Below are 18,597 nucleotides of genomic sequence, written 5' to 3' on the forward strand. Positions count from 1 at the left end.
TTACTAGTGTATTATTGTGGGCGATAATCGGAGGATGGACGTGATGATTTATTTAGATAATAGCGCAACAACAAAACCGTTTCCTGAAGTGATCGATTCGTTTGTCACTGTCGCAACAAAATATTTTGGCAATCCGTCCTCGCTGCATGAGTTAGGGATGAAGTCGGAGCGCCTCTTAACGCAGGCGCGCGAACAAATTGCCGCCGCTTTAGAGGTAAAACCGAGTGAAATCATTTTTACATCCGGGGGAACGGAAGCGAATAACTTTGCAATCAAAGGGGTGGCGTTTCAATATCGCCACCGCGGCAAGCATATTATCACGACGGCCATAGAGCATCCATCCGTATCGGAGCCTTGTCAGCAGCTCGAACAATTAGGGTTTGAAGTGACGTATTTGCCGGTAAACGAACATGGGATGATCACGGCCGAGCAAGTGAAAAAGGCGCTTCGCGAAGATACGATTCTCGTTTCGGTCATGCATGTCAACAACGAGGTTGGCGTGATTCAGCCTGTCGAAGAAATCGGCGCGCTGCTGGCGCATTATCCGAAAACGATTTTCCATGTTGACCGTGTGCAAGGCATTAGCAAAGTGCCGCTTGATATGAAAAAAGCACGGATTGATCTGTGCACGATGTCAGCCCATAAATTTCATGGGTTGCGGGGGGCAGGCATTTTATATGTTCGTCAAGGCATCCGGCTCTCGCCGCTGCTTGCCGGCGGGGGACAGGAAATGCAGCTTCGTTCCGGAACGGAAAATGTTCCGGCCATCGTGGCCATGGCAAAAGCGCTGCGAATCGCATTAGAAAAATATGACAAACAAATCGATTATCTATGGGAAGTAAAGCAAGCATGGCTGAATGAACTAAAAGCAATTCCAGAAATTCAAATCAATACCCCGATGGAGCATTCCGCTCCTCATATCATTAATTTTTCATTAAAACATGGCATGAAACCAGAAGTGTTTGTCCATGAGTTAGCGAAAAGCGATATTTTTGTTTCGACGACATCGGCATGTTCCTCAAAAAAGAAAGCGCCGAGCAAAACGTTGTTGGCGATGGGAGTGGGGGACGAACGGGCAGAAAGCGGCATTCGCATCAGCCTTTCTTTTGAAAATACGCTCGAAGAAATTCCGCTTGCCGTTGCCGCGATGAAAAAAGCTATTGAAAAATTAAGTGAGGTAACGAGGTAATTGCTATGAAATATGATCGTATTTTGATTCGCTATGGTGAAATGACGACAAAAGGTCGAAATCGCAACGTGTTTGTTCGCCGTCTAAAAAATAATGTTTCCAAAAAACTTCATATGTTTCCTAATATTCAAATCGAATATATGCGCGATCGTATGTATATTTTATTAAACGGAGAACCACACGAACCAATTATTGAAAAGCTGAAAACTGTATTTGGCATCCATTCCTTTAGTTTGGCGATGAAGTGCCATAACGAATTAAACGAAATAAAAGAAACGGCGCTGGCTGCGGTGAAGCAGCTTCCATACGAAGGCAAAACGTTTAAAGTGAGCGCGCGAAGAGTAGATAAGCAATTTCCATATGGAAGCGACGAATTAAATCATGAAATCGGCGCTCATATTTTGCGCAATACAGATGGATTAACTGTTGATGTCCGTGATCCTGATATTAACGTCCGCGTCGAGGTTCGCCAAGATGGCACTTATGTGACATGCCGAGATATTTTCGGCGCCGGCGGTCTACCAGTTGGGACAAGCGGCAAGGCGATGCTGATGCTTTCCGGCGGAATCGACAGCCCTGTTGCCGGATACTTGGCGATGAAGCGCGGCCTTGAGATTGAAGCGGTTCACTTTTTCAGCCCTCCGTTTACAAGCGAGCGGGCAAAGCAAAAAGTGATTGATTTAGTGAAAAAATTAACGACGTACGGCGGGAAAATCAAACTTCATATCGTTCCATTTACCGAAGTGCAGCAGGAGATTTACAAACAAGTGCCAGATGAATATTCACTTATTTCGACAAGAAGGGCGATGTTAAAAATTACGGATGCTTTACGTCGGCGCCAGCGAGCGCTAGCGATTGTCACAGGAGAAAGCCTTGGCCAAGTGGCAAGCCAAACGTTAGAAAGCATGTTTGTCATCAATGAGGTGACAACAACCCCGGTCCTCCGTCCGCTTGTGTCGATGGATAAAGTTGAAATTATCGAGATCGCGAAAAAAATTGATACACACGATATTTCTATTCTTCCATATGAAGATTGCTGCACCATTTTTACGCCAAAATCGCCAAAAACAAAACCAAAAAAAGAAAAAGTGCTTCATTATGAAAGTGCTGTCGACTTAGAGCCATTGATAGAAAAGGCAATTGCCGATACGGAAACGATGGTTATTGATGAAGATTTTGCGGTAGAAGATGAGTTTGAGCGGCTATTCTAAATCTCAAAATTTACCAAAATGATGGATGCATGAAACCATATGTTTTCACACATTCTATAGGTGCAAGGAGGTGAAAACATATGGCACGCAACAACAATTCGAATCAATTGCTTGTTCCAGGAGCACAACAAGCTCTTGAACAAATGAAATATGAAATTGCCCAAGAATTTGGCGTTAAATTAGGCGCTGATACTACTTCTCGCGCTAACGGTTCGGTTGGTGGAGAAATTACAAAACGCCTTGTTGCAATGGCGCAACAACAATTAGGCGGTACTCAACAAACATTCTAATTGAATATCATGGCTACAGAGGCGGGTTTTACCCGCCTTTTTTATTTTAAAAAAATATTCAAAATATAATAACTATTTTGTATAATAGGAGTAGCAAGCAATGAGATGGCGCCTGTTCATTGCTGAACGATTATGACAATGGGAGTGGGAAAAGCATGAAGCGAGAAGATTTCATCGCACCGGAACGCTATAATTTAACGTCTGAGATTGAAAAACATGCAGTGGCTAATCCGAATAAGCTTGCCTTAAAGTGGGAAAATGAACAAGGGGAGACACGGGAAATTACATATGGCGATTTAATCAAACGCGCCAATCAAATTGGAAACGCTTTATTAAACCGCGGTCTTGAAAAAGGCGACAAAGTGCTCGTTATGGTGCCGCGCTTAATTGAAGCATATACAGTATATTTAGGAACATTAAAAGCGGGGCTAGTAGTCATTCCGAGTTCGGAGATGCTTCGCACCAAAGATTTGCAATACCGCATTTCCCATGGCGAGGTTAAAGCGGTAATCGCTTATGAGCCGTACGTCGATCAATTTGAACCGATCGAAAACATCGATCATATCGTGAAATTCGTCGTGGGACAAGCAGAGCCAGACGGCTGGATCCATTTAGAAAAAGCGATGCAGGCAGAAAGCGATGTACTTGCCGCGGCAGATACATCCCGTGACGATATGGCGTTTTTATCGTATACATCAGGAACGACCGGAAATCCGAAAGGGGTCGTTCATTCGCACGGGTGGGGGTATGCGCATTTGCGCATTGCTGCGAAAAACTGGTTATGTATTGAAGAAAATGATCTTGTCTGGGCGACTGCCGGCCCAGGATGGCAAAAATGGATTTGGAGCCCATTTTTATCGACCCTTGGCTCCGGAGCCACAGGATTTGTGTATTATGGCCGTTTCGTTCCGGAAAAATATTTGCAGCTGTTAAGCAAGTACGAAGTAAATGTACTTTGCTGCACGCCAACGGAGTATCGGCTAATGGCAAAAGTGCCAAATATCGGCGATTATAAGCTTCCGCATCTCCGCAGCGCCGTATCAGCCGGAGAGCCGCTTAACCGCGAAGTGATTGATACGTTTGAAAAATATTTCAATATTCAAGTCCGCGATGGGTATGGACAAACAGAAAATACATTGCTTGTCGGCGTTATGAAAGGTATGAAGATCAAACCAGGCTCTATGGGCAAACCGACGCCAGGAAACATCGTTGAGATTATCAACGAAAACGGGGAACCTTGCGCTGTCGGCGAAGTTGGCGATATCGCCGTCCACGTCGACACTCCAACGCTATTTAAGTATTACTATAAAGATCCGGAAAGAACGGCGATGCAATTCCGCGGTGATTATTATATTACAGGGGATAAAGCGAGAAAGGATGAAGACGGCTACTTCTGGTTTGAAGGGCGCGGGGACGATATTATCATCAGCTCCGGCTATACGATCGGACCGTTTGAAGTAGAGGACGCCCTTGTCAAGCATCCGGCTGTCAAAGAATGTGCGGTGGTGGCGAGCCCGGATGAAATTCGCGGTCACGTCGTGAAGGCGTTTGTCGTTCTCCGTGAGGGAGTAGACAAAAATGATCCGACGCTGATTCCACAGCTACAGGAGCATGTCAAACAGCTGACCGCACCGTATAAATACCCGCGTAAAATTGAATTTGTCGATGATTTGCCAAAAACGCCGTCAGGAAAAATCCGTCGCGTCGAACTGCGCGAACGGGAAATGCGCCTTGCAAAGCAATAATCAAGGAAAGAAAGGACTGTTTCGAACGCGAAACAGTCCTTTTTCTCTCACAGAACCAATTATAAAAACATCCGTTTTACTTTATCCCAGAACGAATTATCTTTTAAACGGATGGTTTTGATTACCCGGTCACTGAGGGCAATGTCGATTTTTTCAACATGGCGAATGCTCAATGCCTCGTTATCAAGGCCGATAATCGGAAAGTGGCTAGTTTCCTCCAAAATTTTTAATGTTAACTTTCTCGCTCCGCTTAAAATAAACGAGGAGCCGAGCGTCCGGTAACGGTTATTATTGAGTGAAGCTAACTCGCTTACTTGAAAGCAAGGAAGAAGCGGATCGACGACCGCGCCGTTTACCGACTTATTATATGCTGTACTTCCTGTTGGAGTCGAAACGATGATTCCGTCGCCGCGGAACGTTTCAAAATGCAAATCATCAATAAATACTTCCATTGTCATTGTTTTGATAATTTGCGAGCGGATCGAACATTCATTTAAACAGAAGAACGAGGCCGCGTCGTCGATGGTGACTGAAATAATCGGATATTTTCTTACTTCAAGTTGCAAGTTTTTCGTTGCTTCTACCATATGATCGATATCGTCAATTTGAAAATCGCAGTAAAATCCGCGTGACGGAAGTGTAGAAATGCCAACATATAAACAATCATTGCGAAAACCTGTCTGCCGCACCGCCTGCAAAAACGCACCGTCGTCCCCAATGCTGACGATAATATTCGCTTCCTGATGATTGTCGACAACGATGAACGGGCCTTGCTTGGCGAGTGCAATGAGCGGCTCTACCCGTTTGATTAGCTGTTCATCCCGTTTATAAAAAAAATAAAGATGGTTGCGTTCATCTATCATGTGAAGCCCTCCTGTTGGCATATTTTAGTTAAGATGTAATTATGGTACAATAAAAAATATACATTATTTAGTGTAACACTTTTGCAGTCAATCTAAAATATCGTTGTTTTCATAGGGGGAAGAAGAATGAACCGAAAGCGATGGATCGCTCTGTCAATCGCCGCTGCATTATTTATCATTTCTGTGCTTGTCAATGTGATCACTACACTAGTAAGCAATGATGCGGAAAAATGGTCGGAAAGCTGGCTGGCGCTGGCAGAGCAGGAATTTAGCGAAGAAGTTATTGAAGATGGGGATGCATTGAAAAAAATTGTCATTCTTGAAGTGAACGGGGTGATTCAAGATACGGGGGACGAAGAACCGCTATTTTCCACATCGGGATATCACCATCCATCTTTTTTGCGAATGATTGAGCAAGCGAAAAAGGATGATACGGTCAAAGCGATTGTTCTGAGGGTGAATTCGCCAGGCGGCGGTGTGGTCGAAAGTGCGGAAATACACGACCAACTGGTAAAGCTGAAAAAGGAAACGAAAAAGCCGATTTACGTTTCAATGGGGCCGATGGCAGCATCGGGAGGATACTACATTTCAACAGCAGGTGATAAAATTTTCGCGAGTCCGGAAACGATTACTGGATCGCTCGGCGTCATTATGCAAAGTTTGAACTACGAAGGGCTTGCCAAAAAATACGGCGTTGAGCTCGTCACCATAAAAAGCGGGCCGTATAAAGATATAATGAATCCAGCAAGAAAAATGACGGAAGAAGAAAAGAAAATATTGCAGCAATTAATCCAGAATTCTTATGAAGGATTTGTGAAAGTCATTTCTGAAGGTAGACATCTTTCAGAAGATGAAGTGCGGAAAATTGCCGATGGGCGGATTTATGACGGAAGACAGGCCAAACAGTTGCGTTTGATCGACGAATTTGGTTATTTGGATGATACAATCGCTGCACTGAAAAAAGACCATCATTTAGCGGATGCGCAAGTGGTGAAGTATACAAGTGATTTTTCGTTCGGTTCCCTATTTCAAATGGCGCTAAACCGAAATACGATGCCAAAGCATGAGGCAAGTGAACTAATTCGATTGTTTTCTAAACCGTCTTCGCCGCGTTTGATGTACTTATATGCGGAGTAAAGGAAGTGAAAAAATGACTGGAGAATATTTGCCTGTTCCTGTAGAGATCAGAAAAGAAGCATGCACGAATGAGCATTCCCACATACGGTATGCCGGGTTTTGGATGCGTCTTTGGGCGTATTTGCTTGATTTGCTCGTTGTCGGGAGCCTTAATCGGCTCTTGGTGTTTCCTCTTTTTCATCTGCTTGACATTCCGACAGAGCGAACGAATATGTTTGCTCCGGCGTCGATTGCGACGGCAGCGGTATTTTATGCGTATTTTGTACTTATGACGAAATTTTTCCAGCAGACGCTGGGAAAAATGGTGTTTGGGCTGAAGGTCGCCGATGAGTCGGGGAAGCCGTTGACATGGTCGACGGTGCTGTTTCGCGAAGTGGTCGGGAAGTTTATTGCGAAAACAATTTTATTTATTGGCTTTTTGTTCGTTGCATTTTCGGAAAAGAAAAAAGGGATGCATGACCAGTTTGCCGATACAATTGTTGTTCATGAATAAATCTGCCTTTGCGGCAGGTTTATTTTTTTGTGTACATGGTGACAATGGTATGTTGAAGGGGAGTGCGAAGGTTGAAAATCGTAGCAGCGGCCATTGTGGTTTTGTTATTATTCTTGTTTATGTTGGCGATGATGAAATTATCGGTGACTATTTTTTTTCAACATGCTCAAGATGATGATGAATGGAAAATTACGTTTCGCACATTGTTCGGAATCGTTCGCTATACCGTCCATATCCCTCTAGTAAAAGTAGAAACAACGTCTCCAGGTATCGTTATTGCCCATAAGAAAAGTATGGGGAATACAACGAACAGCAAGGAAAAACGAAGCAAATATACACCAAAGGAAATCATGAATATTTTTCGCAAAGCAAGAGAATTTACAGAACGAGTTGTGCACTTGAATGACATTATGAAAAATTTTTTCCGCCATGTATCGATCACAAAATTTGAATGGCAGACGAAAATCGGAACAGGGGACGCGGCAGCGACAGGGATGATTGTCGGGTTAGGGTGGTCGTTAAAATATAGCGTGCTGGCGGTATGCAGCAAATATATGAAATTAAAAACGACTCCTATGATCACGATCATTCCATCTTTTCACCAAGCAGTTTCGGAAACAAAATTTATATGTATGATTCATTTTCGAATCGGGCATGCTATGTTAGCAGGAATACGAGTGATCAAACATTGGCGTGGCAGTTTGTCGGAAATCAAAACGTTTGCCACCCAGCAAGCAAATGAAGGATACTAGGAGGAATCTCGCATGAGCAACCATCCAATCCAGGGACTGATGACAGCGGCGATGGAAAACTTGAAACAAATGATTGACGTCAATACGATCATCGGGGATCCGGTAGAGACGCCTGACGGAAGTGTTATTTTAACCGTTTCGAAAGTAGGATTTGGATTTGCCGCAGGCGGAAGTGAATTTATGGTCGAAGGAAAAAGCAATGGCGCCGGATCGCAGCCAGGAGCAAACCAAAATCAAGCGGCTGAACATCCGTTTGGCGGCGGAAGCGGCGGCGGTGTTTCCATCACTCCAATTGCGTTTTTAGTTGTTAATTCATCTGGGGTCAAGCTGCTCCATCTTGACGAGAGCACGCATTTATATGAAAAAATTCTTGATGTTGCACCGCAGGCGATTGAAAAAATTCAAGAGATGCTAAAGAAAAATAAAAATGACGAAAGAAGACCATCTAACGATTTTGACATTTAGATAAATCAAAATCATTGAAATTTTTTTGCCTCCCCTTTATGATGGCAGTAGTACATAATTTTTTAAGGGGGAAAAACAATGGCACAAGTGACATTTAAAGGAAAACCGGTAACGTTGGTCGGCAATGAAGTAAAAGTGGGAGATAAAGCACCTGATTTTACCGTATTGGATCAAAATTTATCCGAAGTGACGCTTGCGGATACGAAAGGACATGTGCGTTTAATCAGCGTGGTGCCGTCGCTCGATACAGGGGTTTGTGATGCGCAAACACGCCGGTTTAACGAAGAAGCGGCGAAATTAGACAACGTAAAAGTATTAACAATTAGCGTTGACTTGCCGTTTGCGCAAAAACGCTGGTGCGGGGCAGCCGGAATAGAAAACGTGCAAGTGCTTTCCGACCATCGCGATGTTTCATTTGGGCAAGCATACGGCGTGCTGATGAAAGAATTGCGTTTATTAGCGCGCGCCATTTTCGTCATTGACAGCAATGACACCGTTACTTACGTCGAGTATGTGCCGGAAGTAACGAACCATCCAAATTACGAAGCGGCAATCGAAGCGGCGAAAGCGGCAAAATAACCAAGACCTCGATTTGTTCGAGGTCTTTTCCTGTTTATTGCATTTGTTTCATTACTTGCGATCCGATCTCGTCCATCGTAAAATAAAATATCGGACATTTGCAGAAAGGTGGAGCGGAAATGGCAACTCCAGTAGAACGATTGTTTACCTTGTTTGATGAAACAGCGAAAATTTTGCAAGATGAATTGCAATGTACATATTTAGAAGCAGTGGCGGAAACCGGAGAGAATGTCTTTCACGGCGACGTGCTTCAGGAGGAAGTCAGCGAACTTAACGCCAAACGCTTAAAAAAACAATATACGGACATACAGTTAGAACGTTTTACGAATGAAGAAATTCGCAAAGCGTTTCAGCTAGCGGTATTAAAAGGGATGAAGGAACATGTACAGCCGCACCATCAAATGACTCCCGATGCGGTTAGTTTATTCATCGGCTACTTAATCTATCAATTTACCCGCAAACACTTGGCGCTCACCATTCTCGACCCCGCCGTGGGTACTGCTAATTTATTAACGGCGGTATTAAACCATTTACCAGGAAAACAAATAAAAAGCTATGGGATCGATGTAGACGATCTACTAATTAAGTTGGCGTACGTCAATGCCAATTTACAAAAGCACGCCATCCAGTTCTTTAATCAAGACAGCTTGCAGCCGCTGTTTGTCGAGCCTGCCGATGTCGTCGTATGCGATTTGCCGGTCGGCTATTATCCGCATCAGGAGAATGCTTCCCGTTTTGCCTTGAAAGCGGAGGAAGGACGTTCCTACGCCCACCATTTATTTATCGAACAAAGTTTGTATTATACGAAAGAAGGCGGCTATTTATTTTTTTTAATCCCAAACACGTTATTTTCCAGCGACCAGGCGGGAAAACTGCATGAGTTTTTAAAAGAGCACGCCGTCATCCAAGGGCTTTTGCAGCTGCCGCTGTCCATGTTTAAAACTGAAAAAGCGGCTAAAAGCATCTTTATTTTGCAAAAGAAAGGGGCAAGCGTTAAAGCTCCGAAAAAAGCGCTATTGGCCGAACTTCCTCGTTTTTCTCACAAGCAGGCGATGCAGGCGATGATGCGCAAAATTGATGAATGGATCACGGAAGAAAAAGGACGGTAACAGTTCCCTCGACAAACAGGGAACTGTTTTTATTTTCAAAAGATAAAAACATCGCTTTGTAACCGATTACCGGCAAAGAACTTGCTTGAAAAGTAAAGACGAACAAGCATACAATGAAAAAGGCATAGTGAAACAACGAAAAATCGAACAAACTAACGGTAACAACAATGTTATGCATAAAAGGAGCTGTTTAAAATATGGCAAAGGTGTTGGCGATTAACGCCGGTAGTTCGTCATTAAAGTTTCAATTGTTTGAGATGCCGAATGAAACGGTGTTAACGAAAGGAATTGTCGAACGAATCGGTTTTGACGATGCGATTTTTACGATTACGGTAAACGGGGAGAAAATTCAAGAAGTGACGGCAATTCCAAATCATGCCGTAGCTGTGAAAATGCTGCTTGACAAGCTAATTAGCCACGGTATTATTCGTTCGTTTGATGAAATTGACGGAATCGGTCATCGCGTTGTGCATGGCGGAGAGAAATTCAGCGATTCGGTGCTGATTACCGACGAAGTGCTGAAGCAAATTGAAGAGGTATCCGAGCTTGCTCCGCTTCATAATCCGGCAAACATTGTCGGCATTAAGGCGTTCCAAGAAGTGCTTCCGAATGTCCCGGCTGTGGCCGTGTTTGATACGGCGTTCCATCAAACAATGCCAGAACAATCATTTTTATATAGTCTACCGTATGAATACTATACAAAGTTCGGTATTCGCAAATACGGATTTCACGGCACGTCTCATAAATATGTGACGCAACGCGCCGCCGAATTGCTCGGCCGGCCGATTGAACAACTTCGCCTTATTTCCTGCCATCTTGGCAATGGTGCCAGCATCGCTGCGGTTGAGGGAGGAAAATCGATCGATACGTCCATGGGCTTTACGCCGCTTGCCGGTGTCGCGATGGGGACGCGTTCAGGAAATATTGACCCGGCTCTTATCCCTTACATTATGGAAAAAACGGGAATGACTGCTGATGAAGTGCTTGAAGTATTAAATAAGAAAAGCGGCATGCTTGGAATTTCCGGTATTTCCAGCGATTTGCGCGACCTTGAAAAAGCTGCGGCAGAAGGAAATGAACGCGCCGAATTAGCACTAGAAGTATTTGCGAACCGCATTCATAAATATATCGGTTCTTATGCGGCGCGCATGTGCGGTGTCGACGCGATTATCTTCACCGCCGGCATCGGCGAAAACAGCGATGTCATCCGTGCGAAAGTATTGCGCGGCCTCGAATTTATGGGAGTGTACTGGGACCCAGCATTAAATAAAGTGCGCGGCAAGGAAGCGTTCATTAGTTATCCACACTCTCCGGTCAAAGTATTGGTCATCCCGACGAACGAAGAAGTCATGATCGCGCGGGATGTTGTCAGATTGGCGAATATACAATGATTTGAAGGTACTTTTGACAAAAACGTGACTTAAATATAACGAAGACCTAAATTTTTAAAGCAACCTTTTTTCATGTTCTACATACATGAAAAAAGGTTGCTTTTTTTTTTTGCCATTAAAAAAGCGAAAACATGCCAATAGGGTAAAAACGAAAGCTACCCGCTGTCCTTACCACGTATTTAGTTGTTTTAGGAGATGCGTTGAGAAAACGAAAGATTTATTTTCTAAATCTAATATTGTACGTACAGATTAAAAAATGATTACAATCCGAAACGTGCCCACTTCATTTTCGGTGGCCGAAATGTTCTTATGAGCATCAAATGCAGCACAGTCTCACTACGTCAAAGTGAGGGGATCATCCCAATGGATCTTGATAATCCCTTCAATCCACGGGGTTGCAAAGGCACCATTTTTAAAATAGTTTAATAGGTACGTAAAGATGCTTTCATACTGTCTATTACGATTTAACCATTAAAGGAGTTGAAACAAACATGCCGGTTTTTCAGGATGCGGAACATTTTTATCGGGTAGTGGGCGAGTTTATGAAGATCCCTTCCCGTCCAAGAACGATTAAGGAATTGAGGCAATGGTGGGGACACAGTCCAGCATATTACGAAAATGGTGATGAGATCGATCAAATGAATCAAATCGGCGAAAAAATTCGAAAATCTAGGATAGTCATTGAATTTGAAATTACTCAACCGAATGCTCTTATTTGTATTGATGCGAGACAGCCAAAAAAGGGGGGGAATTATACGGTTTACCTTGGCGAATCGGTCAAATCACTGGATGTATCCGTCAAAACAACGGGAGATACAGCGCATCAATTTTGGGGAGGAAATGTAAATGTCCCCCTAGCGTTAATGACGGGAAAAATAAAGGTGAATGGGTCGAAAAAGAAAGCGTTACAAATGCTGCAGAGTATTATGCCCGCTTTTGCTTTATATCCCCGCTACTTGGAACTTATCGGCGAACAACGGCTGCTTTCCCTTTTGTCTTCATCGCGGAAGAGGTAACATGGCCACAAAGGAAAAACACGTATAAATATCGGGGGAGAACGGGAGTTTGTGAAAAAAAAAAACGACTTTTTTCGGAATACAGGGATTGTTCTAAATATTTTACACTATAACCAACATGAAAATAATTTTAAATCATTTAGGAGGGAATCCAATGACAACCGTTAAAGAAATTTTTCAAATGATCGATTCGCAGCTCAAGGAGGATCCTTCTCGAGCTGATGGGATCGTCGCTGTCTATCAGTTTAACTTAAGCGGGGACGAAGCTGGCGTTTACCAAGTGATTCTTCGCCCTGATGCAGGTTTTGTCGTCGAAGGTGAACAGGAAGCGTCCGATTGTACGCTCACCATCGATTCGAGCGATTTTAAAAAAATGGTGGAAGGAGAATTAAACGGGACAGAAGCCTTTATGAGCGGAAAGCTCAAAATCGACGGAGACATGGGTCTTGCTTTACGGCTTCAAGAAGTGTTGTCAGCTTACAACCACGCCAAACAGTAAACGGTGAAACGGCAGAACCAGAAGCCGGGATGAAGCTGGTGGCTTTGAGCTTCAAAGCATATCAAATGTCTGGTATCTGGTTTCTTATACATGAATCTCATTGAGGAGAGACGTGGAATGAATTTAAGAAACATTTGGTCTGATAATATCGAAAAATTCGGCATGTATCCCGTCCTCATTTTTGAGGGTGAAGAATATACGAATACGTACTGCGATGAGCTTTCCTCTCAGTTAGCGCATACGTTGATTGAGTTAGGGGTGGAACTCGGGGACCGCGTGGTTGTCACAATGCCGAACTGTCCTGAAGTCGTCATCGCGTTTAGCGGGATTATTAAGGCAGGCGCCGTAGTCGTTCCCGTGATGCCTCTTTTGCAAGCGCAGGAAATTCATTATATTTTGCAAGATTGCCAGCCAAAAATCGTTTTGACCACCGATCTGCTTTTGGCGAAGGTGAAGGAGGCGGTTTATGGTTTATCGGCACCGCCAAAAATCTTCACATTGGATCGGCACGATTCCTCCTACTCTTTATGGAAGAGAATGGAAAGTGCCTCAACGTCTGCGCCAAATGTACCTATCTGTGAAGAGGATGAGGCGGCCTTGCTGTATACAGCAGGGACAACAGGGAATCCAAAAGGGGTGATGTTGACGCATAAAAACTTGTATTCTAATGCAGAAGCGGCATCGAAACCAGCGCAAATTTTACAATTGAGAGAAGAACGTGTGGCGCTTGGGGTGTTGCCGTTTTCCCACGCTTTCGGTTTCACGATGATGAATGTCGCGCTTTTATTAGGTGATAAAATTGTACTTTTGCCCTATTTTGATCCCGTGAAAGTGCTAGAAGCCATTGAAAAATATAAAGTGACGCATTCAGCGATGGTGCCGGCGATGTTTCACGCCTTGTATCATCATCCTGATGCCGACAAGTATGATACGTCGAGCTTTATTGTCTGTGTGTCAGGTTCGGCGTCTCTTCCGAAACAGCTAGCGCACGATTTCCAACGAAAATTCGGTTGTATTATCTTAGAAGGATACGGGCTGTCCGAGGCGGCTCCGATCGTTACAGCCACCGATCCATCGAAACCGATGAAGCCAGGTTCCGTCGGATTGCCGTTGCCGGGAATTGAAGTCGCCGTCGTTGATGAAAACGGCCATCGCCTCCCGCCCAATGAAGTCGGGGAATTGATTGTTTCCGGCCCGAATGTTTTTAAAGGTTACTACGGCAAGGAAGAAGAAAGCCGGGAAATTCTTCGGGATGGGTGGCTTTACACCGGCGACATGGCCCGGATCGACGAGGAAGGCTATGTATTTATCGTTGACCGGAAAAAGGATGTGATTATTCGCGGCGGATTTAATATTTATCCGCGCGATCTCGAGGAATTGCTCATGGTTCATCCCGACGTTGTCGAAGCCGGCGTTGTCGGCGTACCGTCTCCTAGAATGGGCGAAGAAGTGGTCGCTTTTGTCGTGCTCCGCCAGGGGGCACAAACGACAAAAGAAGAATTAATCGAGTTTTGCCAAAAGAAAGTCGCGAAACATAAAAGCCCGCGATTCATCAAAATCGTCGGATACTTACCGAAAAATTTAATCGGAAAAATCGATAAAAAGAAACTTCGCGAATGGGCAAAGGAATTTGAGACAGCTACGCAAACATAAAAAGGCGTTTTCGGTCTGATAATTTCTGAATATTAACAATATTATTCAGGAACGTCGGAAGTTAAGGAGGAGAATGATTTGATTTCGTTTCATCCTACCGATGAAGAACAAGCGTTTTATGATTTGGCAAGAAACTTCGCTGTTGAACATATTCGCCCAGCGGCAAGGGAGTGTGAAGCGAACCGTTCTGTAAGCGCTTCTATTATGAAAATGGTTGGGGAATTAGGATTTTTGACCCTTGAACTTCCGGAAAGCTGGGGAGGACTTGAACTGCCGTTAATTTCTCAAGTGCAAATTTTACAGGCATTGAGTTACGGGGATTTAGGGATTGTTCAAGGACTGTCGGGACCAGGAGATGCGGCGTCATTTATCCGCCTTCAACCGGATCATCCGTTGCTTCAATCGTACAAATCATCTGGTCGGAACGGTTGTTGGCCGAGCGTGGCTTTCATTGATGTAACGGATAGGGATGCCCCTTGGGCGTCGGAACTCGATATTCGTGCAAATGGTAGCGGATACATTATCAAAGGGACGTCGCAGCCGGTTCGTTTGGCCACATCCGCTGAATATGTCCTTATTGCTGCTGTCGATTCGGAAGGTGAATCCGTTGTTTTATGGTTGGAAAATAAACATTGGGAAGTGTTAAAAGGAGACTTCCGTTTAGGATTACTCGCAGCTGGACTTGGTCGGTTGCACTTTCCTGATGTCCATGTTGGTGCGGAACAAGTCATTGCTCGCGGAAAGGAAGCAAGCGAGCTGATTGCAAACGTTCAACAGCGTCTTCGTGTACTCGAAGCCGCCAAAGAAATTGGATTAATGGAAGCGTCATTAAATTACGCCGTCGAGTATACCGCAGGACGCCAAGCGTTTGGCCAGGAAATTGCCAAATTTCAAGGGGTTTCCTTTACGATTGCCGAAATGGCTTTTGAATTTAAGGCGGCGAAGCACCTTGTCTGGCAGGCGGCGATCAAAGTGGATGAACAAGCAAACGACGCGGAAGGCCATGTCTTGCGAGCATTATCTCGTGCTCATCGTTCTCTTCGTCATGTGACCGATTGTGCCGTACAAATGCTCGGCGGGCATGGGTATGTGCAAGAGTATCCGGTGGAAAAGTGGATGAGGGACGCACAAGCGCAAGTGGCTTTATATGGTAGGGAAAGAGATTTGTTAGTCCGCCGCGGTGAACAAATCATGAACAGACAGAAAGAGAGGGTTGCCCAATGATTTCATTCGAATTGTCGCCACAGCAAAAGCAAATCAAAGAATTGGTCCACTGGTTCGCCAAACATGAAATTCGCCCGATCGCCATGGAAGCCGATCGGTTAGGGAAAGTGCCCGATGAGTGGTTGGATAAAGTGAACAAAATGGGCATCCATCTCAACACTTCTTCCTTTAGCGGCGGGGGAAGAACGGCGAAAACGGGAGAAAAAAACGGCAAGAAATCGGAAAAGGAAGCAAATCGGATGGCGGTCATCGCCACTGAGGAGTTGGCGTGGGGATGCCCGGCGATTACGTTATCTCTTCCGGGAGCAGGCCTTGGCGGTCCCCCGATCCAAAGCAGCGGTACCCCCGAACAAAAGGAGCGGTTTCTGTCCATATTTACGAAAGACGAGCCGCGCTGGGGAGCTTACGCACTGACGGAACCCGAAGCCGGTTCCGACGTATCGGGGATCCGTACCACCGCCCGAAAGGTGGATGGGGGGTACGTGTTGAACGGTCAAAAAATTTTTATTACAAACGGTGCCCGTGCCTCTTGGGTCGTGGTGTTTGCGACGAGCGACCCCAACATGGGACGTGCCGGACATCGAGCCTTTGTGGTCGAAAAAGGCACACCTGGATTCAGCTGCACCCGTCTTGTTCATAAAATGGGCTTGCGCGCGAATGAGACGGCGGAATTGTTGTTTGAAAATTGTTTTGTCCCACAGGAAAACTTGCTCGGTGGCGAAGAACTGTACAGCACAAGCGGCAATAAGCCGTCCGGGTTCCAAGTGGCCATGAAAACATTTGACAGCACGCGCCCAATCGTGGCCGCGATGGCGATTGGCATTGCCCGCGCTGCGTATGAATATACCGTTGATTTAGTCAGAAAAGAATATCCGAAGCAAGGACGGCTCTATTACGAAGCGGCGGAACTGTTGGCCGAAGCGGAGCAAGATATTGATGCGGCGCGCCTTCTCACTTGGGAGGCGGCTTGGAAAGCGGATATCGGCCAGGCGAACGCCATGGAAGCGGCGATATGCAAGGCGGTGGCTGGCAAAATGGCGCTCGATGTTTGTTCGAAATGTCTGGAATTACTCGGCCCGATCGGTCTCGACGGGCATCTCGTGGAAAAATTGTACCGGGACGTCAAAGTATTCGATATTTTCGAAGGGACGCAGCAAATCCAACGTTTAGTGACAGCCCGCCGTCTTTATGCTCCTTATGGAGTGCACGTTTAAACGTAGAGGAAGGCAAACCAATTCATTGAAAGCAGGGTGGCCGGGCTTTTGCTGTTCGAACCTGTCATCTTTTGAAAAGGAGGAAAAAAGTTGTCTTACGAAACGATTCGCATTGATCGAAGAGAGAAAGGAGTCGCCTGGGTTGTCATCGACAATCCTCCGGCTAATGCCGTCAGCGAACAATTGATGCGCGATTTGGAACGTGCAGCAGATGAGCTTGAGGCGGACCCCTCTGTACGCGTGGTTGTCATTACATCTGCCCACGAAAAGACATTTGTGGCCGGGGCGGACTTAAAAGCGATGATCCAAAGCGGCAGCCAATACGCTGGGAATGAAGCTGGCATTGCCGAGCAAAGTGCGCGCATGCAACGATGTTTCAACCGTTTGGCCACTTTGCCGAAACCGGTTATTGCCGCGATCAACGGACATGCGTTAGGCGGAGGCTGCGAACTGGCATTAGCTTGCGATTTCCGCATCATGTCAAAAGGGAAAATTGGCCTGACAGAAGTGTCGCTCGGTTTGATTCCGGGAGCGGGTGGTACACAGCGAATGACGCGATTGTTAGGACGCGCGAAAGCCACGGAACTCATTTTTACGGCGAAAAGGTTGGATCCTGAAGAAGCGTTGCAAATCGGACTGATTAACAAGGTGACAACTCCAGAGAAGCTCGTGGAAGAAACGACGGCGTTTGCGGAGCAGCTCGCTGAAGGAGCAGTCAAAGCCATGGGGTTCGCCAAACGGGCCATTCATGCGGCAGAAGGGATGGCTGAGGACGGGTTTAGCGTGGAAGCGCGTGCGTTTGCCGAAACATTCAAGACGGGAGAACCCGCTATTGGGCTGGCGGCGTTTTTCCAAAAGAAAAAACCTCAATTTCTCCGCTAATCATTGAAAAGAGGTGGGATGAATATGTCTTCTTGGGCCGAGTTATTGAAAGGGAAAGTCGCGGTAGTAACGGGAGCCTCCCGCGGGATCGGCCGTGCGGACGCCTTAGCGCTAGCTGAAGCGGGAGCCGATGTCGTCATTACCGACATACTTATTGAATCTGATGAGGAAAGCCGGGTCATGGCACAAAAATACGGGCCGTTGTCGCAAGTGATGCAAAGCACGAAAGTCGTGTATGCCGAGAAAACTGCAAAAGAAATTCAAGCCATGGGCCGCCGTTCCTTAGCGATCAAGATGGATGTGACTGACCGCGAACAAGTGAAAGAAGTATTTGCGAGAGTGAAAGAAGAGTTCGGATCGATTGATATTCTCGTTAACAATGCTGGGACGCTCGACCATATTTCCCAAATTGAAAAGCAAAACGATGATTTATGGGAACGCGATTTAAAGGTAAATTTAACCGGGGCGTATAACTGTACGAAAGCGGTGTGGCCGTACATGAAAGAACAGGGGTGGGGCCGGATTATCAATATGTCTTCGGTCGCCGGAACGCTTGGCGGATTCGGCCAAGCCAGCTATTCCGCGACAAAAGGTGCGTTGCTCAGCTTTACGAAAAGTATGGCGTTGGAAGGAGCGCGCTACGGGATTACGGTCAATGCCATTATCCCCGGGATCATTAATACAGAAGCGTTCCGCATGGGCAATCCAAAAATGAACGAACGAATGATTCAACGGACGGCGTTTAAGCGTCCCGGAGAACCAGAGGATATTGCCAATGCCATCACCTTCCTCTGCTCCGACAAAGCGAAATATATCACGGGGATTGGATTGAATGTGTCTGGGGGCATCGAGCTGTTTACATTTTAACAGGGAGAAAGGAGGAGG

General features: G+C 45.6%; 19 protein-coding genes. 18 read left to right on the top strand and 1 reads right to left on the bottom strand.

What is annotated here, in order from left to right; translation table 11 throughout:
• Window positions 1-43 precede the first annotated feature (43 nt).
• The 4 genes from AC1WMD_RS03925 (at window position 44) to mbcS (ending at window position 4,435) form a co-directional block, all read left to right on the top strand.
• The gene (locus AC1WMD_RS03925) at window positions 44-1,189 is read left to right on the top strand and encodes a cysteine desulfurase family protein (RefSeq protein ID WP_043905787.1); all 1,146 of its coding nucleotides are present in this window, start codon (window positions 44-46) and stop codon (window positions 1,187-1,189) included.
• A 5-nt stretch (window positions 1,190-1,194) separates the two neighbouring features.
• Window positions 1,195-2,400 (top strand): tRNA uracil 4-sulfurtransferase ThiI, encoded by a 1,206-nt coding sequence (thiI, locus tag AC1WMD_RS03930; protein WP_043905786.1) that lies wholly within the window; start codon window positions 1,195-1,197, stop codon window positions 2,398-2,400.
• Window positions 2,401-2,480: 80 nt separating this feature from the next.
• Window positions 2,481-2,690 carry an alpha/beta-type small acid-soluble spore protein gene (locus AC1WMD_RS03935; protein ID WP_017434949.1) on the top strand — a complete coding sequence of 70 codons (210 nt, stop codon included), beginning with the start codon at window positions 2,481-2,483 and terminating at the stop codon, window positions 2,688-2,690.
• Window positions 2,691-2,845: 155 nt separating this feature from the next.
• Window positions 2,846-4,435 carry an acyl-CoA synthetase MbcS gene (mbcS, locus tag AC1WMD_RS03940; RefSeq protein WP_043905785.1) on the top strand — a complete coding sequence of 530 codons (1,590 nt, stop codon included), beginning with the start codon at window positions 2,846-2,848 and terminating at the stop codon, window positions 4,433-4,435.
• 59 nt (window positions 4,436-4,494) lie between these two features.
• On the opposite strand, the gene AC1WMD_RS03945 is transcribed toward mbcS, so the two are convergent.
• Window positions 4,495-5,298 (bottom strand): NAD kinase, encoded by an 804-nt coding sequence (locus tag AC1WMD_RS03945; RefSeq protein ID WP_043905784.1) that lies wholly within the window; start codon window positions 5,296-5,298, stop codon window positions 4,495-4,497.
• A gap of 126 nt (window positions 5,299-5,424) precedes the next feature.
• Here AC1WMD_RS03945 and sppA point away from each other — a divergent pair, with 126 nt between their 5' ends.
• From sppA to AC1WMD_RS04015, 14 genes are all read left to right on the top strand, one after another.
• Window positions 5,425-6,435: a signal peptide peptidase SppA gene (gene sppA / locus AC1WMD_RS03950; RefSeq protein WP_043905783.1), complete on the top strand. Its 1,011-nt coding sequence runs from the start codon at window positions 5,425-5,427 to the stop codon at window positions 6,433-6,435.
• A gap of 13 nt (window positions 6,436-6,448) precedes the next feature.
• Window positions 6,449-6,928 (top strand): RDD family protein, encoded by a 480-nt coding sequence (locus AC1WMD_RS03955; protein ID WP_043905782.1) that lies wholly within the window; start codon window positions 6,449-6,451, stop codon window positions 6,926-6,928.
• Between the two features lie 71 nt (window positions 6,929-6,999).
• Window positions 7,000-7,680, top strand: a complete 681-nt coding sequence (locus AC1WMD_RS03960) for a DUF2953 domain-containing protein (protein ID WP_043905781.1) — start codon at window positions 7,000-7,002, stop codon at window positions 7,678-7,680.
• A 12-nt stretch (window positions 7,681-7,692) separates the two neighbouring features.
• The gene (ytfJ, locus tag AC1WMD_RS03965; RefSeq protein WP_043905780.1) at window positions 7,693-8,145 is read left to right on the top strand and encodes a GerW family sporulation protein; all 453 of its coding nucleotides are present in this window, start codon (window positions 7,693-7,695) and stop codon (window positions 8,143-8,145) included.
• Window positions 8,146-8,223: 78 nt separating this feature from the next.
• Window positions 8,224-8,724, top strand: coding sequence for a thiol peroxidase (tpx, locus tag AC1WMD_RS03970; protein ID WP_043905779.1), 501 nt, complete (start codon window positions 8,224-8,226; stop codon window positions 8,722-8,724).
• A 119-nt stretch (window positions 8,725-8,843) separates the two neighbouring features.
• The gene (locus AC1WMD_RS03975) at window positions 8,844-9,833 is read left to right on the top strand and encodes a class I SAM-dependent methyltransferase (protein WP_043905778.1); all 990 of its coding nucleotides are present in this window, start codon (window positions 8,844-8,846) and stop codon (window positions 9,831-9,833) included.
• A 197-nt stretch (window positions 9,834-10,030) separates the two neighbouring features.
• A complete protein-coding gene (locus tag AC1WMD_RS03980) occupies window positions 10,031-11,224 on the top strand; it encodes an acetate kinase (protein WP_043905777.1) in 1,194 nt (397 codons plus the stop codon).
• 491 nt (window positions 11,225-11,715) lie between these two features.
• Entirely contained in the window at window positions 11,716-12,240 is a 525-nt protein-coding gene (locus AC1WMD_RS03985; RefSeq protein ID WP_043905776.1) for an SCP2 sterol-binding domain-containing protein, read from the top strand.
• A 154-nt stretch (window positions 12,241-12,394) separates the two neighbouring features.
• The gene (locus tag AC1WMD_RS03990; RefSeq protein WP_043905775.1) at window positions 12,395-12,739 is read left to right on the top strand and encodes an SCP2 sterol-binding domain-containing protein; all 345 of its coding nucleotides are present in this window, start codon (window positions 12,395-12,397) and stop codon (window positions 12,737-12,739) included.
• A gap of 117 nt (window positions 12,740-12,856) precedes the next feature.
• Window positions 12,857-14,392: a class I adenylate-forming enzyme family protein gene (locus AC1WMD_RS03995; protein ID WP_043905774.1), complete on the top strand. Its 1,536-nt coding sequence runs from the start codon at window positions 12,857-12,859 to the stop codon at window positions 14,390-14,392.
• Between the two features lie 78 nt (window positions 14,393-14,470).
• Window positions 14,471-15,616 (top strand): acyl-CoA dehydrogenase family protein, encoded by a 1,146-nt coding sequence (locus tag AC1WMD_RS04000; RefSeq protein WP_494256033.1) that lies wholly within the window; start codon window positions 14,471-14,473, stop codon window positions 15,614-15,616.
• Window positions 15,613-16,830 carry an acyl-CoA dehydrogenase family protein gene (locus tag AC1WMD_RS04005; protein ID WP_043905772.1) on the top strand — a complete coding sequence of 406 codons (1,218 nt, stop codon included), beginning with the start codon at window positions 15,613-15,615 and terminating at the stop codon, window positions 16,828-16,830. Before AC1WMD_RS04000 ends, AC1WMD_RS04005 begins: the two co-directional genes overlap by 4 nt.
• A gap of 90 nt (window positions 16,831-16,920) precedes the next feature.
• Window positions 16,921-17,712: an enoyl-CoA hydratase/isomerase family protein gene (locus tag AC1WMD_RS04010; RefSeq protein ID WP_043905771.1), complete on the top strand. Its 792-nt coding sequence runs from the start codon at window positions 16,921-16,923 to the stop codon at window positions 17,710-17,712.
• 24 nt (window positions 17,713-17,736) lie between these two features.
• The gene (locus tag AC1WMD_RS04015; protein WP_043905770.1) at window positions 17,737-18,579 is read left to right on the top strand and encodes an SDR family NAD(P)-dependent oxidoreductase; all 843 of its coding nucleotides are present in this window, start codon (window positions 17,737-17,739) and stop codon (window positions 18,577-18,579) included.
• The last annotated feature ends 18 nt before the right edge of the window (window positions 18,580-18,597 follow it).

It is taken from the genome of Parageobacillus sp. NEAU-HV-2 (assembly GCF_059115485.1).

Excerpts from the sequence above, each read along its gene's own strand:
- AC1WMD_RS03995 (WP_043905774.1), top strand. The coding sequence starts at position 12,857 with ATGAATTTAAGAAACATTTGGTCTGATAATATCGAAAAATTCGGCATG.
- AC1WMD_RS04005 (WP_043905772.1), top strand. The coding sequence starts at position 15,613 with ATGATTTCATTCGAATTGTCGCCACAGCAAAAGCAAATCAAAGAATTG.
- mbcS (WP_043905785.1), top strand. The coding sequence starts at position 2,846 with ATGAAGCGAGAAGATTTCATCGCACCGGAACGCTATAATTTAACGTCT.
- AC1WMD_RS03955 (WP_043905782.1), top strand. The coding sequence starts at position 6,449 with ATGACTGGAGAATATTTGCCTGTTCCTGTAGAGATCAGAAAAGAAGCA.
- AC1WMD_RS03925 (WP_043905787.1), top strand. The coding sequence starts at position 44 with ATGATTTATTTAGATAATAGCGCAACAACAAAACCGTTTCCTGAAGTG.
- AC1WMD_RS03980 (WP_043905777.1), top strand. The coding sequence starts at position 10,031 with ATGGCAAAGGTGTTGGCGATTAACGCCGGTAGTTCGTCATTAAAGTTT.
- AC1WMD_RS03935 (WP_017434949.1), top strand. The coding sequence starts at position 2,481 with ATGGCACGCAACAACAATTCGAATCAATTGCTTGTTCCAGGAGCACAA.
- AC1WMD_RS03990 (WP_043905775.1), top strand. The coding sequence starts at position 12,395 with ATGACAACCGTTAAAGAAATTTTTCAAATGATCGATTCGCAGCTCAAG.
- sppA (WP_043905783.1), top strand. The coding sequence starts at position 5,425 with ATGAACCGAAAGCGATGGATCGCTCTGTCAATCGCCGCTGCATTATTT.
- ytfJ (WP_043905780.1), top strand. The coding sequence starts at position 7,693 with ATGAGCAACCATCCAATCCAGGGACTGATGACAGCGGCGATGGAAAAC.
- AC1WMD_RS03975 (WP_043905778.1), top strand. The coding sequence starts at position 8,844 with ATGGCAACTCCAGTAGAACGATTGTTTACCTTGTTTGATGAAACAGCG.
- thiI (WP_043905786.1), top strand. The coding sequence starts at position 1,195 with ATGAAATATGATCGTATTTTGATTCGCTATGGTGAAATGACGACAAAA.
- AC1WMD_RS03945 (WP_043905784.1), bottom strand. The coding sequence starts at position 5,298 with ATGATAGATGAACGCAACCATCTTTATTTTTTTTATAAACGGGATGAA.
- AC1WMD_RS04015 (WP_043905770.1), top strand. The coding sequence starts at position 17,737 with ATGTCTTCTTGGGCCGAGTTATTGAAAGGGAAAGTCGCGGTAGTAACG.
- AC1WMD_RS03985 (WP_043905776.1), top strand. The coding sequence starts at position 11,716 with ATGCCGGTTTTTCAGGATGCGGAACATTTTTATCGGGTAGTGGGCGAG.
- tpx (WP_043905779.1), top strand. The coding sequence starts at position 8,224 with ATGGCACAAGTGACATTTAAAGGAAAACCGGTAACGTTGGTCGGCAAT.